The 16,059-nt window shown below is 73.2% G+C and carries 18 protein-coding genes; 4 read left to right on the top strand and 14 right to left on the bottom strand.

The window, feature by feature from the left end; translation table 11 throughout:
• Positions 1-16 precede the first annotated feature (16 nt).
• From IPJ95_04635 to IPJ95_04610, 6 genes are all read right to left on the bottom strand, one after another.
• Positions 17-895 carry a 3-hydroxyacyl-CoA dehydrogenase family protein gene (locus tag IPJ95_04635; GenBank protein ID MBK7922906.1) on the bottom strand — a complete coding sequence of 293 codons (879 nt, stop codon included), beginning with the start codon at positions 893-895 and terminating at the stop codon, positions 17-19.
• Positions 892-1,722, bottom strand: coding sequence for a hypothetical protein (locus IPJ95_04630; protein MBK7922905.1), 831 nt, complete (start codon positions 1,720-1,722; stop codon positions 892-894). Before IPJ95_04630 ends, IPJ95_04635 begins: the two co-directional genes overlap by 4 nt.
• The gene (locus IPJ95_04625) at positions 1,722-2,927 is read right to left on the bottom strand and encodes an acetyl-CoA C-acyltransferase (GenBank protein MBK7922904.1); all 1,206 of its coding nucleotides are present in this window, start codon (positions 2,925-2,927) and stop codon (positions 1,722-1,724) included. Before IPJ95_04625 ends, IPJ95_04630 begins: the two co-directional genes overlap by 1 nt.
• A 149-nt stretch (positions 2,928-3,076) precedes the next feature.
• Positions 3,077-3,496, bottom strand: coding sequence for a hypothetical protein (locus IPJ95_04620; GenBank protein MBK7922903.1), 420 nt, complete (start codon positions 3,494-3,496; stop codon positions 3,077-3,079).
• Positions 3,497-3,589: 93 nt separating this feature from the next.
• On the bottom strand, positions 3,590-4,150 hold the full coding sequence (locus tag IPJ95_04615) for a hypothetical protein (protein MBK7922902.1): 561 nt from the start codon (positions 4,148-4,150) through the stop codon (positions 3,590-3,592).
• A gap of 99 nt (positions 4,151-4,249) precedes the next feature.
• Complete coding sequence (locus IPJ95_04610) at positions 4,250-5,128, bottom strand: zinc ribbon domain-containing protein (protein MBK7922901.1); 879 nt, start codon at positions 5,126-5,128, stop codon at positions 4,250-4,252.
• Between the two features lie 52 nt (positions 5,129-5,180).
• Here IPJ95_04610 and IPJ95_04605 point away from each other — a divergent pair, with 52 nt between their 5' ends.
• On the top strand, positions 5,181-6,041 hold the full coding sequence (locus IPJ95_04605; protein ID MBK7922900.1) for a hypothetical protein: 861 nt from the start codon (positions 5,181-5,183) through the stop codon (positions 6,039-6,041).
• Between the two features lie 60 nt (positions 6,042-6,101).
• Here IPJ95_04605 and IPJ95_04600 read toward each other — a convergent pair whose 3' ends face one another.
• The 6 genes from IPJ95_04600 to IPJ95_04575 all read right to left on the bottom strand — a co-directional run bounded on the left by IPJ95_04600 (position 6,102) and on the right by IPJ95_04575 (position 10,749).
• Positions 6,102-6,704: a ribonuclease HI gene (locus tag IPJ95_04600; protein MBK7922899.1), complete on the bottom strand. Its 603-nt coding sequence runs from the start codon at positions 6,702-6,704 to the stop codon at positions 6,102-6,104.
• On the bottom strand, positions 6,694-7,563 hold the full coding sequence (locus IPJ95_04595) for a universal stress protein (GenBank protein ID MBK7922898.1): 870 nt from the start codon (positions 7,561-7,563) through the stop codon (positions 6,694-6,696). The genes IPJ95_04600 and IPJ95_04595 overlap by 11 nt, the downstream gene beginning before the upstream one ends.
• Before the next feature lie 170 nt (positions 7,564-7,733).
• Entirely contained in the window at positions 7,734-7,949 is a 216-nt protein-coding gene (locus IPJ95_04590; GenBank protein ID MBK7922897.1) for a hypothetical protein, read from the bottom strand.
• Positions 7,949-9,004: a selenide, water dikinase SelD gene (gene selD, locus IPJ95_04585; protein ID MBK7922896.1), complete on the bottom strand. Its 1,056-nt coding sequence runs from the start codon at positions 9,002-9,004 to the stop codon at positions 7,949-7,951. Before selD ends, IPJ95_04590 begins: the two co-directional genes overlap by 1 nt.
• Positions 9,005-9,057: 53 nt before the next feature.
• Complete coding sequence (locus IPJ95_04580) at positions 9,058-9,411, bottom strand: hypothetical protein (protein MBK7922895.1); 354 nt, start codon at positions 9,409-9,411, stop codon at positions 9,058-9,060.
• Positions 9,412-9,414: 3 nt separating this feature from the next.
• Positions 9,415-10,749 carry an amidohydrolase family protein gene (locus IPJ95_04575; protein MBK7922894.1) on the bottom strand — a complete coding sequence of 445 codons (1,335 nt, stop codon included), beginning with the start codon at positions 10,747-10,749 and terminating at the stop codon, positions 9,415-9,417.
• Between the two features lie 157 nt (positions 10,750-10,906).
• Here IPJ95_04575 and IPJ95_04570 point away from each other — a divergent pair, with 157 nt between their 5' ends.
• From IPJ95_04570 to IPJ95_04560, 3 genes are read left to right on the top strand one after another with little or no spacing between them, the layout of a single operon-like run.
• On the top strand, positions 10,907-12,370 hold the full coding sequence (locus tag IPJ95_04570; GenBank protein MBK7922893.1) for a trehalose-6-phosphate synthase: 1,464 nt from the start codon (positions 10,907-10,909) through the stop codon (positions 12,368-12,370).
• Complete coding sequence (gene otsB / locus IPJ95_04565) at positions 12,367-13,146, top strand: trehalose-phosphatase (protein MBK7922892.1); 780 nt, start codon at positions 12,367-12,369, stop codon at positions 13,144-13,146. Before IPJ95_04570 ends, otsB begins: the two co-directional genes overlap by 4 nt.
• The gene (locus IPJ95_04560) at positions 13,143-14,924 is read left to right on the top strand and encodes a glycoside hydrolase family 15 protein (GenBank protein MBK7922891.1); all 1,782 of its coding nucleotides are present in this window, start codon (positions 13,143-13,145) and stop codon (positions 14,922-14,924) included. Before otsB ends, IPJ95_04560 begins: the two co-directional genes overlap by 4 nt.
• A 4-nt stretch (positions 14,925-14,928) precedes the next feature.
• On the opposite strand, the gene IPJ95_04555 is transcribed toward IPJ95_04560, so the two are convergent.
• Entirely contained in the window at positions 14,929-15,369 is a 441-nt protein-coding gene (locus IPJ95_04555) for a hypothetical protein (GenBank protein ID MBK7922890.1), read from the bottom strand.
• 117 nt (positions 15,370-15,486) lie between these two features.
• Entirely contained in the window at positions 15,487-15,975 is a 489-nt protein-coding gene (locus IPJ95_04550) for a hypothetical protein (GenBank protein MBK7922889.1), read from the bottom strand.
• Positions 15,976-16,059 lie beyond the last annotated feature (84 nt).

Below are 16,059 nucleotides of genomic sequence, written 5' to 3'. Positions count from 1 at the left end.
CGGCAGTCCCGACTCCTCACGTCAGCGCGATCGGCCGGGGCGGCTCGAGCGCGTAATCGTAGAACCCGCGGCCGGACTTCCGGCCGTGCATGCCGGCCGCGACCATCCGCCGCAGCAGCGGCGGGGTGGCGTAGCGGGTCTCGGCGTACTCCGCGAACATGATGTCGCCGATGCGGGCCAGGGTGTCGAGGCCCACGAAGTCGGCCAGGGTGAGCGGACCCATCGGGTGGCCGGCGCCCAGCCGCATGGCGGTGTCAATGTCCTGCGTGGAGGCGATCCCCCGTTCCACCGCCCGGATCCCATCCAGAATGTAGGGCACCAGCAGCAGATTGACGATGAACCCCGGGGTGTCCCGGGCCGAAACCGGCTCCTTCCCCAGCTGGCGCGCAAAGGCGAAGGCCGCCTCGATGGTCTCCCGGCTGGTTCCGACCGCGCGCACCACCTCCACCAGGGGCATCAGCGGCACCGGGTTGAAGAAGTGCAGCCCCACGAACCGGTCGGGCCGCCGGGTGGCCGCGGCCATCGCCGCGATCGGCAGGCTCGAGGTGTTGGACGCGAAGATGGTGCTCGGCGGCGCGATCCCGTCCAGCGAACGCCACAGTTCGTTCTTCACCGCGAGGTCTTCGGTCACGGCCTCGATGATGAGGTCGGCCTTGGCGGCGGCGGCCAGGCTGGGGTTGAACTCGAGGCGCGAGAGCACCTCATCGCGCTGGGCGATCGTGTACTGCCCCTTCTCCACGAACTTCGCCAGCGACCGGGCCACCGCCGCGAGCGACTTGTCGAGCGCCAGGGGGAGGACGTCGTACACCACGGTCCGGAAACCGGCGGCGGCGGCGGTCTGGGCGATCCCACTGCCCATGAGCCCCGACCCGAGCACGGCGACGCTGGTGATCATGGCTTGGAGGCCTTCCGGATTTCCTCGATGATGACGCCGAGCAGCCCCGGCCCGCCGGGCGCGAGCTGGTGGGTGGGCTTGGCCTGGCCCCGCTCCAGGTGGTCGAGCGCCCGCTCCACGCCGAGCAGCGCGCGCGCGGCGGCGGGACGGAACTGCGCCTGCACGGAGTAGCCGATCCCCGCGGCCAGGAGCAGCGGCGCGGCGGGCAGCCACACCAGCGGGGAGAGCACGCCAAGCACCACGGCGGCGCCCGCGCCCACGACGCCCGACACCGCCACCCCGATCACCAGCGACTGCCGGGTGCTGCCCAGGTCGGCGGTGAGGCTCACGTGGCAGAAGCCGGGCTCGAGCGCGGTGATCGTGGCCGACACCAGCTCCGCCTTGGCGAGCATCATCGCCTTGCGGCCGCCGAAGGCCGCGGTGGAGCGGCGCAGCGCCGCCTCGATGCCGCGGAGCGGTTCCCAGGTGATCCGTCCCGGCAGCTCCCGCTGCACGGTCAGGACCTCCTCCCGCTCCAGGTACTGGCTCAGCCGCTGCCCCACCTCCTCCGCGGTGCCGGCCACCACCCGCTGGGCCGAGACGGTGGCGGCGCCGAAGACCCGGTCGAGCAGGCCGTGCGGCGCGGGCAGCTCCACCCGGCCGTGCTCCTCGAGGATGGCCTGCCGCAGGTACCGCTCCGGGATGCCCACGTCCTTGCCGAGCGAGACGACCTCGTCGGGGCTCATCCCCTCGCCGATGTCGCGCTCGCCGGTCTGCAGCTCGGTGGCCCGCTGGATGATCCGTTCGATCGCGGCGCGGTCGATGCGGGCGGGCAGGTTGGCGCCCATCAAAACGCCTCGACGATGACCGCCTGCCCCTGCCCGCCGCCGATGCAGGCGCTGGCCAGGCCCAGCCGCTTGCCGGCGCGGCGGAGGGCGTGGAGCAGGTGCAGGGTGAGGCGCGCGCCGCTCGCGGCGAGCGGGTGCCCGATGGCGATGGCGCCGCCGTCGGCGTTGGTGCGGGCGCGGTCCAGGCCGAGCTCCCGTTCGACCGCGAGGTACTGGGCGGCGAAGGCCTCGTTCACCTCGACCAGGTCCATCTGCGCCAGGGTGAGCCCCGCCTTGGCGAGCGCCTTCCGCGCCGCCGGCGCCGGGCCGATGCCCATCACGCTCGGGTCCACGCCGGCGGTGGCCCACGCCACGATCCGGCCCAGCGGCGTCCAACCGTTGGCGGCCGCGGTGTCGGCGCCGGCCAGCACCAGGGCCGCGGCGCCGTCGCAGATCCCCGAGGCGTTGCCGGCGGTGACCACGCCGTCCTTCCGGAAGTACGGCGGCAGCTTGGCCAGCGCCTCGGGCGAGGTGTCCGGCCGCATGTGCTCATCGGCCGCCCACGGCTCCGCCTGCTTCGTCTTGCGGTTGGTGATCGGCACCGGGGCGAGCTCATCGGCGTAGCGGCCGGCCGCCCAGGCGTCGCGGGCGCGCTGCTGGCTCAGCAGCGCCACCTCGTCCACCGCCGCGCGCGAGAGTCCATACTGCGCGGCGAGCTTCTCGGCCGTCTCGGCCATGGACAGGCCGCACTGGCTGTCCTTGAGCGCCTCCCACAGCGCGTCCTCGAGCGGGGCGGGCGGCCCCAGGCGGAGGCCCCAGCGTGCCCCGCGCACCACGTGCGGCGCCTGGCTCATGGATTCGGTGCCACCCACCAGCACCGTGGCCGACTCGCCTAACAGGATCTGCTGGGCGCCCTGGATGATCGCCTCGAAGCCGGAGCCGCAGAGCCGGTTCACCGTCACCGCGGGCGTCTCGATGGGGCAGCCGCTCCGCAGCGCGACGTGACGCGCCAGGTAGATGGCGTCGGCGCTGGTCTGCAGGGCGTTGCCGAAGATCACGTGATCCACCTGTGCCGGCGCGACGCCGGCACGGGCCAGGGCGGCGGTGGCGGCGTGGACGCCGAGGTCGGTGGCGGTGGCATCCTTGAGGGTGCCACCGAAGCTGCCGAATCCGGTCCGAACTCCGCTCAGGACAACGACTTCGCGTGGGTGCCCCTGGGTGGGCATTGCGGGCTCCCTATATAAGGAAGGAGGTCCTCAGGGGCCGTAATATCGCCGGGGGGTGGGTGGGAAGTCGAGCAGGGAGGGAACCCCATGCCCGGGAACGAGTTGGGCGACCGTTTCCGGTCGCCCTGGGGACGCGCGAGGGTGGGGGACTATCCCTCCTGCACCTTCTGCCGGGCCCGTGAGGCGCGGGCATCCCACCAGATCTTGACCGGCGCGGAGCCGTCGCGGATGCCGCTCACCCGCATCTCGTAGGTGGTGGTGGCGAAGGGCCGCAGCTCGAAGACGATCGTCCCGCTGGCGCGCACGCCGCTCTCGGCGCGCGAGAACGCCGGCTGCTGCACGCCCTGCTCCAGGGTCCGGATCTGCGCCGAGCGCGCGCCCGTCACCTCCACGCGGTACACCTGGCCTGCCTCGAGCGTGGTCCGCACGAACTCGGTGCGGGGGCCGCTGAACTCATGGGCCAGCACCAGCGTGTCGCGTGCCGGGGCGCCGCTGTCGGCCACCTGGCCGCGCCCCGGCGTCAGCACCGTGAGGGCCAGTCCCGCCGTGAGCATCCATCCGTGTCGCATGCCGCCACTCCTCGGGTTGGCGCCGGTGGGCCTCTCCGCCCCGGCGGTTCACCCGTGGAGACGCCCGGACCGTGCCGCGCGCACACCGCGCCGCTAGGGCCGGTGTTCGCTCTCGAGGTAGGTTGCCGGGATCGGCGCGTCCGGCGTCTCTCCCTGCCAGGCGATGGTCAGGATCCACCACCGCGTGCCATCGTAGCGCATCTGGATGCTGTTGATGCCCCGCTGGAACGGTGCCGGATCCTCGGCCCGCTTGCGGCTCTCGTAGGTGCTCCAGGCATGCACCAGGTTGCCGAAGCGCTCGGTGCGCCGCGCCACTTCGCGCTCGAAGAAGCCCCGTTGCTCCAGCTGCGCGCCGGCGGTGGTGATGTACTCCTCGACCGACCAGGTGCGCAGCTGCCAGCTGCCATCCTGCGCCTTGAAGGTGGGGATGAGCCGCGCCCCCGCCTGGAACAGGGAGCGCATCCGGTCCCAGTCGCGCTGCTGGCCGGCGGGCCCGGAGATCACGTCGTAGAGCGCGGCCATGATGGCGTCTTCGGTGGCGACGTCGGCGGGGCGCGCGGCGGGGGTGACGGCGGGCGCGGGCGTGGCCTGCGCGGTGAGCGGAATGGCGGAGGCGGGCGCGAGGGCGCAGAGCGCCAGGAGCAGGGGGCGCAGGGTCATGGTCAGGAGGGGCGAGGGGTGAACGGCGTCACGCACGGGGTCGTCGGTGCCGTACGCAGGGTGGGGCGGAGAAGTGCCAGGGCCGGGCGGGAGCTACACCTCGCCCACGGGGTGACCGCAGCTGATGCAGTGCTTCCAGCCGAGCTCGAGCTCCGACTGGCACTCGGGACAGCGGGTGAGGCTCTGGTTCTGGCCGCAGTGGGGACAGAAGTTCACGGTGCGCCCCCCCGGCAGGTGGCCACCGCAGTAGCTGCAGCGGACGTCCGAATCGCGCCGCCGCCCGCGGGGCTCCGGCTCCGCCGTCATGCGCGGGACCGGCGGCACCATCGGCGGGGGTGGGGGTGTCGGCGCGGCCGGCTCCGCGGTGAAGAGCGGGCGGACGGTGGGCTCGGTGGTGGTTCGCGGACTGGCGGGCCTGGCGGCTGGCTGGCTCGGCGGCTCGGCCCTGAAGGACTCCCTCGCCCCCGGGTCGCGCTCCCGCGCTCCCGGAGGGGGCTCGGTCGCGGCTCGGCGGTTCGGCGGTTCTCCCCGGTCCGGCGCCGGCACGGGGGTCCGGGCGGCATCGATCGGGATCACCGACGGAAAATCGAACTCCTCCTCCGGCGGCGCGTAGGCCTCTTCCGGCCCGGGGCCCAGCGCGTGCGCCAGCGGCTCCGTGCCCAGGAACAGCTCGGCCTTGGCGTGCTCGCGCAGCACCTCGAGGTCGGGGTTGGGGCTCTCGAGCTGGTCGCGGAACACCTGCGCCACGTCGTCCGAGGCGAGGCGCACGAAGCCCCCCTCACCGGCCGCGAGGCGGAGCACCAGCATCTCGTAATCCTCGACGCTGTCGATCTGGAGGGAGCGGCGGTTGGTGCGATAGGGGATGACCGAGCCGAGCAGGTCGCCCAGCGCGAGGGGCCGGTGCAGGCGGGCCGGGTCGATCGCGATTAGGTTATCCACCAGCCGCCGGAACAGCCGTTCGAGGTCGGTCATTGAACTGGTGAGACTAGGGCCGGCCTCCCGCACTGTCAAGCAAGGAGCACCGATGCGTGGCTTCACCCTGCTGCTCGGCTGCACGGTCCTCGCCACGCCCCTGGTGGGCCAGGGCAACTGTTCGCCCTCGCCCGGCTCGCGCGAGGCCCAGGTCTTCGCCCACGTCTCGGTCCCGCTCGCCTACGGCAACGCGCAGGCGCCGTGGATCTACCGCCCCGGCCTGGTGCAGCTGAGCGTCGAGGGCGCGTACCTGCCGGAGGCCTCCGCGCGCATCCGGACCCCCGCCAAGTGCCGGCCCGGCGCCGGTCCCGAGGACTGGAACCAGGCCCAGGTGCTGCCGCGGCCGCGGGTGGGCTTTGCGCTCGCCGACGGCGTGATGCTCGAGCTGAGCTGGCTGCCGCCGGTGCGGATCCAGGGGGTGAAGGGCGGGCTGTGGGGCTTTGCCTTCACGCGGGTGGTGCCGATGAACCGGAAGGGCGCCCTCTTCAGCGGGCGGCTGCACGCCACCATCGGCAGCGTGCGCGCGCCGATCACCTGTCCCACCACCCTGGTGCAGGCGCCCGGCAATCCCTGCTCCGGCGGCTCCCGGTCGGACGACAAGTTCTCGCCCAACATCTATGGCGTGGAGCTGGCGGGGACCTTCCCCATGGCCCGCGGGCGGATCCGCCCCTACCTCGGCGCCGGGTACAACATCCTCCACCCGCGCTTCGAGGTGAGCTACCGCGACTCGCTGGACCAGCGCAACCACCAGAAGGTGAAGGTCAACATGAGCCGGATCACCGCGTTCGGGGGCGTGACGCTCGCGGTGACGGAGGGGATCCTGCTCTCGGGCGAGGCCTACTCCGCACCCTCGGACCTGGTGACGGGCCGGGTGCGGCTGACGGTCGGGTTCGGCGGGCGACGCGTGCGGTAGTCGGTTCGGCGGTTCAAAGGTTCGATGATCGGGGGAGCGGAGCATCGGCGCCCCTGCGTGTCATTCCTCCAGTCGCATCGGGAACTTCTCCCCCGCCGCCAGCCGCGCCTCGAGCGCCGCGAAGGCCCCATCGGGGTCACAGTCGAGGTACTGCTTGCGGGCCTTCCGGGCCGCGAGCCAGGCGGGAAACTCCGAGTCCACCGCGCCCTGGCTGGTCACCTGCTCGGTGGCCGCCTTCACCGCCAGGTCATTGGCGTACTCGTTCTTCGGGTGGCCCTGGTGCCCCCGCACCCAGGTGAGCTGCACCTCGTGCCGCCGGGCCGAGTCGACCAGCACCCGCCACAGCTCCAGGTTCTCGATGGCGCCGCCCTTCCGGGTCCAGCCCCGCGCCATCCATCCCGGCACCCACTCCCGCATCCCCTTCACCAGGTACTCCGAGTCGGAGACGAGGAGCACCCGCAGCCGCTTGCCCTTGCCGGCCAGCAGCTGCAGCGCGGCGATGGCGCTGGCGAGTGCCATGCGGTTGTTGGTGGTGTCGGGGGCGTGGATGTAGAAGTCGCGGCGCTGGATGGCGCCGCCGGCGCGCGCCTCGATCAGGCCGCCGCCGCCACCTGGCGTGGCGCGCTGCTGGCCGTTGCCCAGGCAGGACTCGTCAAGATGCAGGACGGCGATGGGAAGAGGAGACGCGGGCACCGGGGGAGGTTGTCTGCAGGTGGACCAGCACGGGGATCTCGGTGGCCCGCAAGATAACCTCGGTATGCGATGGCACGAGCCACCCGGCGTCCTCCCGGTGCGCCCCGGCGAAGACGGCGTTGCACTGCAGGGTCTCCACCATCGAGGGGAGCACCACCTCCAGCGCCCCCTCCACCAGGTGGAGGTCGTAGTCGAGGGGCATCCGGGAGAGGGCGCCCGAGGCCCGCGCCATGGTCTGCCGGCCGCCCTCGGGGTCGGACGAGACGTGCAGCACGTCGAGGTGCGCCTCGATGATGCCGGCGAACCGCCCGGCGAAGGCGAGCGCCCCTTCGCTGGCGGGCCCGCCGCCGTAGGCCACCATCACCCGGTCCATCGGGGTGGGGCGCCGCCCGCAGACCAGCACCGGGCGGGGCGAGCGGCGGATGAGGTCCCGGGTGTCGGGGCCGAGCGGGTCGCCGTTGGTGCGCATGCCGCTGCGGCCCACCACCACCACGCCCACGCCCTCCGCCAGCTCGCGCAGCACCTCCACGATCTCCCCGCTGCGCCAGGCGGTCTCCACCTCGAGCCCCGCCTTGCGCACCGCGCCGGCGGCGTCGTCGAGCATCATCTGCGCGGCGTCCTCGTGCTCGCGGCGGGTGACCGGCGCGTTGCCCGGCGTCCACTCCATCCACGGCGCGCCGAGCGCCATCTCGGCGGTCTTGCCCGGCGGCGGCGACACGTGCGCCAGGACGATCCGCGCCCGGAACCGCTGGCCGACCAGGATGGCCTGCGCCAGCGCCACCTGCGCGGCGGTGGAGCCGTCGAGGCCGACCAGCAGGGACGTGAACATGGGTTGAGGGTGGGGGCCGGAACCGGGGGTGTCAAGGGAGTGCGGCGACCGAGCGCCCTTCAGGAGCCGCGGAGCGGCGACTCGGGCGCGAGGGAGGGCGGGAAACGGGAAGCGGGAAGCGGGAAACGGGAAACGGGGAAAGGGAAGGGGAAAGGGAGAGGCCGCTTCGGCTAGGACACCACCTGGAAGGCGTCCACGTCCTCGAGCACGAACACCAGCTCCTCGCCGGTCATCGGCAGCCGGCCCACGAACGCCTCGCGGCTGCCGCTGGTGGTGAGCCGGGCGGCGATGACGATGTGCTCGTTGCCCCGGCGGCTCACCGCCACCCGGCGGCCGTCCCGCACCGCGCGCTCCAGCTGGTCCAGCCGTTCCGGTGACCACCGCATCAACCCCGCCTCCGGAGGACCCGTGTGGTCCCCGCGTCACTGGTGAGTACACCGATCTCGGCCCGGGCCAGGGTGCCGGCGGCCGCGAGCGCCGCCACCAGCCCTGCCACCCGCTCCGGCGGCACCGCGAGCAGCAGCCCGCCGGAGGTCTGCGCGTCGGCCAGCAGCAGCTGGTCGGCCTCGCCGATCTCCGGAGCGAAGAATACCCCGGTGGCCGCCGCCAGGTTGCGCCGGGTGCCGCCTGGCGCCACCCCCGCCGCCGCGAGCGCGCGCGTCCGGGGCAGCAGCGGCACCCGGTCGAGCCAGAGCTCCGCCCCCACCCCGCTCCCCCCGAGGATGTTGCCCAGGTGGCCCAGCAGCCCGAAGCCGGTGACGTCGGTGGCCGCGCTGACGCCGTGGGCCAGGGCCGCCGCCATGGCGGTGTCGTTGAGGGTGGTCATGCTGTGCACCGCCGCCGCGAGATCCGGCTCGGCAAGGAGGTCACGCTTGAGCGCGGTGGTGAGGATGCCCGTGCCCAGCGGCTTGGTGAGCACCAGCTGGTCCCCGGCGCGGGCGCCGGCGTTGGTGAGCAGCCGGTCGGGGTGCGCCTCGCCAAGGGCCACGAGCCCCACGTGCGGTTCCACGGCGTCGACGCTGTGGCCGCCCACGATGGGGCAGCCGGCGGCCAATGTGATCTCGCCCATGCCGCCGAGCACCTCGCCCAGCAGCGCGAGCGGCAGCGTCTCGCGGGGCCAGCCCACCAGGCTCAGGGCGCACATCGGCGTGGCGCCCATGGCGTAGAGGTCGCTCAGCGCGTTGGCGGCCGCGATGCGGCCCCAGGTGCGCGCGTCGTCCACGATGGGCGTGAAGAAGTCCACCGTGGCCACCAGCGCGCGGGTGTCGCTCAGCCGGTAGACGGCGGCGTCATCGCGGGTGGACGCGTCCACGAGGATCCGGGGATCCCCGATCGCGGGTACGTGGCGCAGCACCTGCGCCAGTTCGGCGGAGCCGAGCTTGCAGGCTCAACCCGCGCCATGGGAGAGCGTCGTGAGCCGGATCCGCGGCTTCTGGTCCATCGGTTCGGGGGACATGCACACTCCGGGGAAGGATCCACCGTCGTCCGGACGCCCTACGTCATCACCACCTGCAGCAGCAGCCCCGCCACCAGGATCCGCGCCACGGCGCCCGCCACGGCCTTCCACGGCAGCCCGCCCACCGGGTGGCTGCGCAGCCGCGAGGGGAGTTCCATCAGCAGGCCCACGAGGGGGAAGAGCAGCCACGCCCCGCCGCTGCCGAGCGACGCAAACCAGAGGGCGGCGAAGAGGGTGAGCAGTCCGGCCTCGATGGCCACGGCGGGCAGGTCGGCGCGCAGCGCGGGAGCGGCGGCGCCCGGGGTGCCGTGCACCCGCCGCGCCACCTCACGCCAGGCCAGGAACCACGCCACCGCCACCACGAACCCGACCAGGACTCGGCCGAAGGTCATGCCCTAGAAGCCGGCCCGGAGGGAGTCGGCGTTGTAGAGCTGGCCGCGCACCATCACCCGCTGCACCAGCCGGGTGTTGTGGATGTCGAGCAGCGGGTTGGCCTTGAGGATCACCAGGTCGGCCACCTTCCCGGGCTGCACCACGCCGAGGGAATCGGCGCCGAGCAGCTGGGCGGCGTTGCGGGTGGCGGTCTGCAGGGCATCGCTCGGGGTGAGGCCGGCGTTGACCAGCAGCTCGAGTTCGGAGTGGAGGCTCAGTCCCGGCACCAGCAGCTGGTTGGCGGCGTCGGTACCCGCCACCAGGCGGCCGCCGGCCGCGCGGAAGGCGCGGATGAAGAGGTCCTGGTTGGACCGCCCGGCGCGGAAGGCGGGGTAGTCGTTGGCGGTCCACCCCGCCCGCGCGATCAGGTCGGGGAGGTTCCATGCCTTGAGCTGGGAGTCGGGCATGGACTTGAAGTCGGCCTGGCCGAGCATGGCCGGGTCGTCGAGGCGGCTGAAGTTCTCGTGGAGCGCCAGCGTCGGGATGAGCACCACGCGCCGCTCGGCGAGGGTCTCCGCCACCCGGGTGAGGGCGGCGCTGTCGAGGCCGGCCCACGCCTTTTCGGTGTAGTTCCATCCGCGGAAGAAGCCGGCGCGATGCTCGGCGTAGAACTTCTCCGGCTTGGGCGAGGCCGCCTCGGGGATGCCGCTCAGGTGCTCGATGGAGCGCACGCCGAGCTGTGAGGCGGTGAGCGCGTCGACGAGGCCGAGGTGCGCGGTGACCGGCAGGCTGAAGGTGCTGGCCTCGTCGAGGATGGCCCGGAGGAGGTCGGGGGTGATGTGGGTGTAGGTCTTGATGTAGTCCACCCCGGCCACCGCCCGGGCGTCCACCGCCCGCCGGCCCTGGTTGGCCGTCTTGACCTCGGTGGCATTGGGGTAGGTGGCGGGGGCGCCGTCGAGCATGGCGCCGGCGGTGTAGATCCGCGGGGCCACCAGGCCGCCGAGGCTCACCTCTTCGCGCAGGGCGAGGATGCTGTCCTGGGTGCCGTGGACATCGCGCACGCTGGTGACGCCGGCGGCGATGTAGCGGCTGAGGGCCCAGCGCTCCACGTGGCCGTGGCCGTCCACCAGGCCGGGGATGATCCAGGCACCGGTGACGTCTACCTCGAGCGCCGACTTGGGAATCTCGAAGCCCTCGCGCGGGGCGACGGTCTCGATGCGGCCCTGGTAGACCACGATCACCGCGTCGCGCAGCACCGGGTCGCCGGCGCCGCTGATCACGTTGCCGCCCACCAGCGCGATCCGGTCCTTCGGTCGCGGCGCGCAGGCCGCGAGGAACACCGCGCCGAGGAGGAGCACCCTAGCCGCCGAGCCACGAAGCCGCCGAGCCGTCATTGCTCTGTTGTTGCGCATGCGTCCGGGGGAAGAAGGTCTTCAAACGTCGCCCCTCGCCCGGGGTGACGCAAGATGAGACGGGGGGTTCCGTCCCAAGGGTGAACGGGGGTAGGCTGTGAGTATGGCCCTGTTCCGATGGCGCGCCCGTGCCCCCGCCCAGCCGCTGATCGTGCTGAGCAACCGCGAGCCGTTCATCCACTCGCGCCGCCCCGACGGCGGCATCGACGTGGCGCGGCCCGCGGGCGGGCTTACCAGCGCGCTGCAACCGCTCATGGCGGCCCACGGCGGGACGTGGGTGGCGTGGGGGAGCGGCTCCGCTGACTTCGACGTGACCGACCTGGGCGACGCCGTGGCGGTGCCCCCCGAGCAGCCCACCTACCGGCTGCGGCGGATGCGGCTGAGCCCCGCCGAGGTGGTGGGGTACTACCTGGAGACGGCCAACCGCGCGCTGTGGCCCCTGTGCCACGCCCAGCTGCCGCGCTTCGTGTACGACGCCGCCGCCTGGCTCACCTATCGCCGGGTGAATGAGCGCTTCGCCGCCGCGGCCATCGCGGAGGCGCGGGGCACCCCCGCCACCTGCTGGATCCAGGACTATCACCTGGGCCTGGTGCCCGGCATCCTCCGCCGGGTGCGGCACCTGTTCGTGCACCAGTTCTGGCACATCCCCTGGCCGGCGCCCGACATCCTCCGCGCCCTGCCCCGCGCCCGGACGCTGGTGCGCGCCCTGCTCGGCAACCACCTGCTCGGGTTCCAGACCGCGCTCGACGTGCGGAACTTCCTCGACGGAGCGCGCCGGGTGCTGCGCGACGCGGTGGTGGAGCCGGCCCACGGCCTCATCCGCTACCGTGGCCGCCGCACGGTGGTCCGGCCCTTTCCGATCTCCATCGACGTGGAGTCGTTCCGGGCCCGGGCCTCGCTCCCCGCCACCGAGGCGGCCGCCCGCGACCTCCGCCGCCGCGCCCTGCCGCGGGGCGGCCAGCTCCTGCTCGGCGTGGACCGGGTGGACTACACCAAGGGCATCCCGCGCCGGTTCCTGGCGTTCACCCGGCTGCTCGAGGAACACCCCGAGCTGCGCGGGCAGGTGACGCTGCTGCAGGTGGGGGTGCCGAGCCGCACCGACCTCCCGGAGTACGCCGCCTTCGAGGAGGAGGTGGCGGAACTGGCGCTGACGGTGAACCGGCGGTTCCGGCACGAGGGGTGGACCCCCATCCTGCTGGTGCGGGAGAGCCTCGATCACGAGACCCTCACGGCGTACTATCGCGCGGCCGACGTGTGCATCGTCTCGCCGCTGCAGGACGGGATGAACCTGGTGGCCAAGGAGTACGTGGCCTGCCAGGAGGGGCGGCTCGGCGTGCTGGTGCTCTCCCGCTTTGCCGGCGCGGCCCGCCAGCTGCGCGAGGCGCTGCTGGTCAATCCCTATGACCTGGGCGCCACGGCGGCCACGCTCTACCGGGCGCTCACCCTGCCCGCCGAGGAGCGGGAGCGGCGCATCGCCGCCCTGCGGCAACGGGTCGAGCGTCACACCATCCAGGACTGGATGGACGATATCTTCGCTGAGGTGGAACGCCTCCGGCCCCGCCGATGACCCGGCCGGCCCCCCTGGGGCGCGGCGCCGCCGCCCGGGCGGCGTTCGCCCGCCTGGTCCACGCGGAGCGCCCGATCCTGCTGCTCGACCTCGACGGTACCCTCGCCCCGCTGCGGGACCGCCCCGCCGACGCCCGTGTGCCCGCCGGCACCCGCCGTACCCTGCGGATGCTGCGCGCCACGGGGGCTACCATCGTGCTGGTCTCGGGGCGCTCGGCCCGCGCGGTGGCGCGCATCGCCGCCGTGCCGGTGGATGGCATCCTCGGTGACCATGGGGCCCGCGCGCTCCTGGGTGGCCGGCTCCGCCCCTGGCTCCCGGTGGACCGCCCCCGCCTGGCCCGCGCCGCCCGGGCCGTGGCCGCCCTGCTGCACGGGCGGGAGCGGATCTGGCTGGAGCGAAAGGACCGCTCGCTTGCCATCCACCTGCGGCTGCCGGGCGGCCATGCCCACGGCCTGGCGCGGGAGGCGGCGCGGGTGCTGACGCGCGCCGGGCTGCGGGTGCTGCGCGGCCACCGGGTGCTCGACGCGCAGCTGCCCGGCGTGCACAAGGGCGCCGCGGTGCGGCGGCTGCTGGCGGGCCGCGACCATGACGTGGTGCTCTACGCCGGCGACGACACCACCGACCGGGATGCCCTGGCCGCGCTGCCCCGGGGCGGCATCGGCATCGTGGTGGGCCGCCGCGTGCCGGGCCCCGCGTTCCGCACCACCAGCCCCGCCACGCTCGCCGCCTGGCTGGCCCGGCTGGCCGCCGCGCGCGCCGCGCGGGGGGCCCGGTGAACGATCCCGGGATCGCCGACTACGGCCTGATCGGCGACATGCAGTGCGCCGCGCTGGTGGGGCGCCACGGCGGCATCGACTGGTGCTGCATGCCCCGGTTCGACAGCGGCAGCATCTTCGCCGCCCTGCTCGACCGGCAGCGCGGCGGCACCTGGCTCATCCAGCCCACCGAGCCCTTCGCCGCGGTGCAGCGCTACCTGACCGGCACCAACATCCTCGAGACCACCTTCCGCACCCCCGCCGGCGAGGCGGTGGTGACGGACTTCATGCCGCTCACCGCGGAGGGCCGCCCCGCGGGCGCGCACCCCGAGATCCACCGCCGGCTGCTCGGCACCCGGGGCACCCTGCCGATGCGGATGCGGTTCATGCCGCGGTTCGAGTATGGGGCGCGGAGCACCCGGCTGGAGGCCCTCGGCGGCGGGCTCTTCGCCAGCGACCGCACGGCGCAGGTGCTCACCCTGGCCAGCGCGCGGCCGTTCGAGTGGCAGATCGAGCAGGGCGCCGCGGAGGCGACCTTCGACCTTCCCGAGGGGGACAGCCGCTGGCTGGTGCTGCGCTACAACGACGATGACGTGCACCCGGTGGACCGCTACGACAGCGCCCGCAAGCTCGAGGACACCGCCGCCTTCTGGCTGCGCTGGAGCTCCCGGGTGCGCTACACCGGGGCGTGGCGCGAGGCGGTGGAGCGCTCGGCGCTGGCGCTCAAGCTGCTGACCGACGCCCAGTCGGGCGCCATCATCGCGGCGCCGACCACCTCGCTGCCGGAGACGCCGGGGGGGAGCCGCAACTGGGACTACCGCTTTGCCTGGCTGCGCGACGCGGTGTTCACCATCGGCGCGCTGCAGAGCGTGGGGCACGCCGCGGAGGCCGACGCCTTCATGCGCTTCCTGCGGCGGGTCTGCCGCCACGAGGCGAGCGGCCACCTGCAGATCATGTACACCGTGGACGGCCGGCGCGACCTCGAGGAGCGGCAGCTGGAGCACCTGGCGGGATACCGCGGCGCGCGGCCGGTGCGGGTGGGCAACGGCGCGGTGAGCCAGCTGCAGCTCGACGTCTACGGCGAGGTGCTCGCCGCCGCCGACGCCTGGCGCCGCGAGCACCCCATGAGCGAGGGCACCTGGCGCACCCTGCGCCCGCTGGTGGACTGGGTGAGCACGCACTGGCACCTCCCCGACTCGAGCATCTGGGAGGTCCGTGGCGAGACCCGGCACTACGTCTTCAGCAAGGTGATGAACTGGGTGGCGCTCGATCGCGGCATCCGCATGGCCACCGAGCTCTCGCTCCCCGGCGACGTGGCCGCCTGGTCGGCGGCGCGGGACACGCTCCGGACGGAGATTCTGGTCCGCGGCTGGAACCCGGCGCGGGGCGCCTTCATCCAGGCCTACGACCACCCCGAGACGCTCGACGCCGCCGCGCTGGTGTTCGCGATGGTGCGGTTCCTTCCGTGGGACGACCCGCGGGTGGTCTCGACGGTGCGGGCGGTGCAGCGGGAGCTCACCACGCCCGACGGGGAGCTGGTGTTCCGCTACCGCACGCCGGACGGGCTGGAGGGGGAGGAGGGGGCGTTCTCCATCTGCACCTTCTGGCTGGCCGAGGCGCTCTGCCGCATCGGCGACCGGCCCCAGGCCGAGCGCATCTTCCGCCGGATGCTCGGCCACGCCAACCACCTGGGGCTCTATTCCGAGGAGATCGACCCGGCGACGGGGGAGTTCCTCGGCAACTTCCCCCAGGGGTTCACGCACATCGGGCTGATCCGATGTGCGCTGGCCCTGGGGTGACCGGTTACTTCCGGAAGATCCCGATCCCGAAGTAGCAGGGTTCCTCCTTGCAGCTCGCCATCTCCACGTCGATGGTGAACTTCCCCGACTTGGTCGGCACCAGCGTGAGCACCGGGGTGTCGTCGTCCTTGCGGTCCTTGTCCACCACGGTGTCGTCGTCGTCCTTGATCACCATGTCCACGTTCTTGCAGTCGTTGTCGCAGGCGCCGGTGATGATGTAGCTGGTGCCCTTGTCGAGGTAGAAGGTCCAGCTGTCCGTCCCGCCGGTGTTGAGCCGCCCCATGATGTAGTTCTGCAGGAACCAGTCGCTGTCGTTCTTGGAGATGGTCTTCCAGTGCTCCTGGAGCTGGTCCCACACCTGCACGGCGTAGCTCTGGGCTTGGAGGTGGTCCGGGGTGGCCGCGAGCAGGAGCAGGCAGGCCGGCAGCAGGGCGCGACGGGACATGTGAGACTTCCTTTCAGGGTCGGCAGTGGTGGGGACGGTCGGGACCGCCCGCGGGGTGCGATGCTCGTGATCCGGAAGATACCGCCTCGCTCCCCGCGGTGACGCGAGGGGCTCGCGCTAGTACTGGATCACGCCGTCGAGCGTCGAGGCATCCCCGTCGGCGAGCGCTGCGGTCAGGCCGAGCGCGGTGAAGGTGATCGTGCGCTGGGCCACGTCCACCACCCCGGCCGTGGGTGCACAGGGTGAGCCCACGACCCCCCCGGCATCGCACAAGGTGAATCCGTCGGGCGCGTTCAGGTCGGTGCCCCACGAGTGCTCCAGGTTGGGGATGCTGGCATCCGACTTGAGGAAGTTGAGCGAGATCGAGTGCTGCACCCCGCCCACCGCGCCGGTGATCACCACCAGGACGGCCGGGCCCTGCTGCACCGCGGCATTGGTGTCCACCGTGATGCTGATGCCGGTCAGCGCACCGTTCCCGCTGCCGGGCGTCGCGTTGCTCACCGTCAGGGTGGAGTTCCCGCCCCCGCCCCCGTTGTTGGGGCCGTTGGAGCTGGAGCAGGCGGTCAAGCTGGCGGCGAGGGCCAGGAGGGCGAGGTGGTGGCGCATGGGACTCTCCGGAGGGGGCTGGCCGGGGTCCCGATCCGGGTGATCGGGGCAACTCGCGGCGCGGCCATGGGTTAGTGCGCCGCC

The sequence above is a fragment of the Gemmatimonadota bacterium genome, assembly GCA_016713785.1.
GTDB lineage: Bacteria > Gemmatimonadota > Gemmatimonadetes > Gemmatimonadales > GWC2-71-9 > JADJOM01.
Note: the sequence above shows the minus strand (reverse complement) of the source record. Positions and strands in the feature narration are given on the sequence as shown.